Raw genomic sequence first — 1,818 nt, 5'->3', positions numbered from 1 at the left:
ATGAATTTACAAAAGCTTTCTTATGAAGTAAGAATATCTCAAGATGGTAAAAGCATTTACGCAAAGATAAAATAAATCATTCCTATCTTAAAGATAGGAATCTTTTGCTTGTATTTTTATAAATATAAACAAAAGATTCTTAAATCTTAATCTTACAAAAAGGAGCAAGTCATGAAAAAGTTAAATAAACTTTCTTTGTCTTTAGTTGTAAGTTCTTTACTTTTTACACAAAGCTATGCTTTACCAAGTGGGGGTAAGTTCACTCATGGAACAAGTGGAAGTATAAGTGTTAGTGGTGGCACTATGAATATCTCAGGAAGTAAAACAAACTCTGTTATCCAATGGGGTGGTGGTTTTAATATAGCAAGTGGTGAAACTGTAAATTTTAAAGGTAATGGTAAAAACTATCTCAATATCGCTTATGGTTCTAAAAGCTCTCATATAGATGGAAAGCTAGAAGGTGGAAGCAATAATATCTTTTTAATCAATCCTAATGGTATAGTAGTGGGTAAAGGTGGAAGTATTAATGCAAATAAAGTGTTTTTATCTGCTTCATCGATAGGGGATAAAGAGATGAAGGAGTTTGCAACAAGTGGAACGGTTTCTCCTGTAATTAAACCAAATACCAAAGGTAATATTATAAATTTAGGAACTATTAGTGTATATGATAGAGTGGTTATGGCGGGTAATCAAGTTTCAAATATTAAATACGGTAGCACTGATTATGATAAATTTATTTTTACAAAAGAAGGAGATGCAAGAGATATATATCTTGATGTTTACACCTTTAATATCCTTGTATTAGCTGGAGACGCAAAGGATATTTTTAAAGTTTCTAATAGTATTGGAACACCAAATATAAGACCTTCCAAAGGTATCACTGGGCCTGCAGATAGTCTTGTTGGTATTGATAAAGGCTATAAAGAAACTAGTGATCTTATCACTAAAGATGATATCTCGAATGAAGTTTTAAATTCTATATTTAATGACTTGAAATTTAATTCTAGTGTTGATATTAGTGACTTAAGTAAATTTTATAAAGATGGACAAGAATTAACAGTTGATGAATTAACAAGCATTAATCAAAGTATGGATTTTATTACTGCTTTATATGGACAAACTCAAGATAGCAATAATGCAACATTTGCAAACGCTTTAAAGGAAGTATTGGGAAATTCTTATGGTGATCTAGAAAAAGCTAATCAAGTCATTATTAAAACAAAGGAAATTCTTTCTCAAATTCCTAAAATGAACGAAGAGCAAGAAAATATTCAAAAAGCTTACGATGCTGCTGTAGATGCTTACAATGAAGCAGTGAAAAAATACAATGCTGCTTTAAGTGGAGTAACGGGTAATAATGCTAGCGAAACTATAACTGCTTTAAAAACTGTTTTAGATAAAGCGTATAATGATTTAAAAACTGCTGAAGCTAACCTTGAAAGCACTACAGCTAGTAATAATTCTAGTTTAGAAAATTCTAATAAAACTTTAGCAAGTGCAAACATAGATGGTTATAAACTCACAGTTAATGGAGAATATCTTGCAGATTACAAAACTGCTAACAAGCCTAATGATAACAATAGTGGCTCCAACAACGGAAACGATGGAACCGATTCAGGTGATATTAACAATGGTAATAACAACGGTTCTAATAACAATCCAAATGATACCATAGGACAACAAGAACCTGACATTGCTACAGCTTTGCTTATGCAAACTACAGATGAAGATCCAAATATCAATGAAGATGATAAAGAACCTACAGTAGATGAAGCCAGTACTCAAGAAAGTGGTAATGCTTGTATAGTATCGGATAAT

Annotated in this window: 1 protein-coding gene; it reads left to right on the top strand. The window is 31.2% G+C overall.

The genetic code is table 11. The features are described from left to right. Positions 1 to 171: 171 nt before the first annotated feature. A partial coding sequence (locus ELQ04_RS08475; RefSeq protein WP_134224516.1) for a filamentous hemagglutinin N-terminal domain-containing protein occupies positions 172 to 1,818 on the top strand: 1,647 nt, incomplete at its 3' end.

This window comes from Campylobacter sp. CH278, from assembly GCF_004378845.1.
In the GTDB taxonomy this organism is placed as follows: Bacteria; Campylobacterota; Campylobacteria; order Campylobacterales; family Campylobacteraceae; genus Campylobacter_D; species Campylobacter_D jejuni.
The sequence above is the reverse complement of the archived record's forward strand: the minus strand, read 5'-3'. Positions and strand labels throughout refer to the sequence as shown.